A 1,172-nucleotide genomic window follows, 5' to 3' on the forward strand; every position below is an offset into this window, starting at 1 on the left:
CACGACGGCTACCGGGCGCTGGAGCGGGCCTTGGCGATGCCTCCCGACGATGTCATTGCGCTGGTTAAGGATTCGGGTCTGCGTGGCCGTGGTGGTGCCGGTTTCCCGACGGGCACGAAGTGGTCGTTCATCCCGCAGGGCACCGAAGGCGCCGGCGCCAAGCCGCACTACCTGGTGGTCAATGCCGACGAATCCGAACCCGGCACCTGCAAAGACATTCCGCTGATGCTGACCACGCCGCATTTCCTGGTCGAGGGCGTGATCATCGCGGCGTACGCGATCCGGGCCAAGCACGCGTTCATCTACGTGCGCGGCGAAGTGGTGCCGGTGTTGCGGCGCCTCCAGGCCGCCGTCGCCGATGCGTACGACGCCGGCTATCTGGGCTCCAACATCCTCGATTCGGGTTTCGACCTGGAACTGACGGTGCACGCCGGTGCGGGTGCGTACATCTGTGGCGAAGAGACCGCGCTGCTGGATTCGCTGGAGGGCCGCCGCGGCCAGCCGCGGCTGCGTCCGCCGTTCCCCGCGGTGGCGGGCCTCTACGCCTGCCCCACCGTGGTCAACAACGTCGAGTCCATCGCCAGCGTCCCGCCCATTATTCTCAACGGGGTCGATTGGTTCCGCTCCATGGGATCGGAGAAATCACCCGGTTTCACGCTGTATTCGCTGTCGGGACATGTAAACCGGCCTGGACAGTATGAGGCGCCGCTGGGCATCACGCTGCGCGAGCTGCTCAACTACGCCGGTGGGCTACGGACCGGCCACACGTTGAAGTTCTGGACCCCCGGCGGCTCGTCGACGCCACTGCTGACCACCGAACACCTCGACGTCCCACTGGATTACGAAGGCATGGCCTCCGTCGGGTCCATGCTCGGCACCAAGGCACTGCAGATCTTCGACGAGACCACCTGCGTGGTCCGCGCGGTACGCCGCTGGATCCAGTTCTACGCCCACGAATCCTGCGGCAAGTGCACACCGTGCCGCGAGGGCACCTATTGGCTGGCGCAGATCTACGCCCGCCTGGAAACCGGAGCCGCCACTGACGCCGACATCGACAAGCTGCTCGACATCTCCGACACGATCTTCGGGAAGTCGTTCTGCGCCTTGGGCGATGGTGCCGCGTCGCCGGTGATCTCGTCGATCAAGTATTTCCGCGACGAGTATGTCGCGCA

1 protein-coding gene is annotated in these 1,172 nt (G+C 65.4%); it reads left to right on the forward strand.

Features of this window, described 5'->3' with window-relative positions; all coding sequences use genetic code 11:
* Nucleotides 1-1,172 (forward strand): NADH-quinone oxidoreductase subunit NuoF (nuoF, locus tag A5784_RS28515; RefSeq protein ID WP_064948229.1); only part of this gene is annotated, 1,172 nt, incomplete at both ends.

The sequence above is a fragment of the Mycobacterium sp. 852013-50091_SCH5140682 genome (genome assembly GCF_001665685.1).
GTDB lineage: Bacteria > Actinomycetota > Actinomycetes > Mycobacteriales > Mycobacteriaceae > Mycobacterium.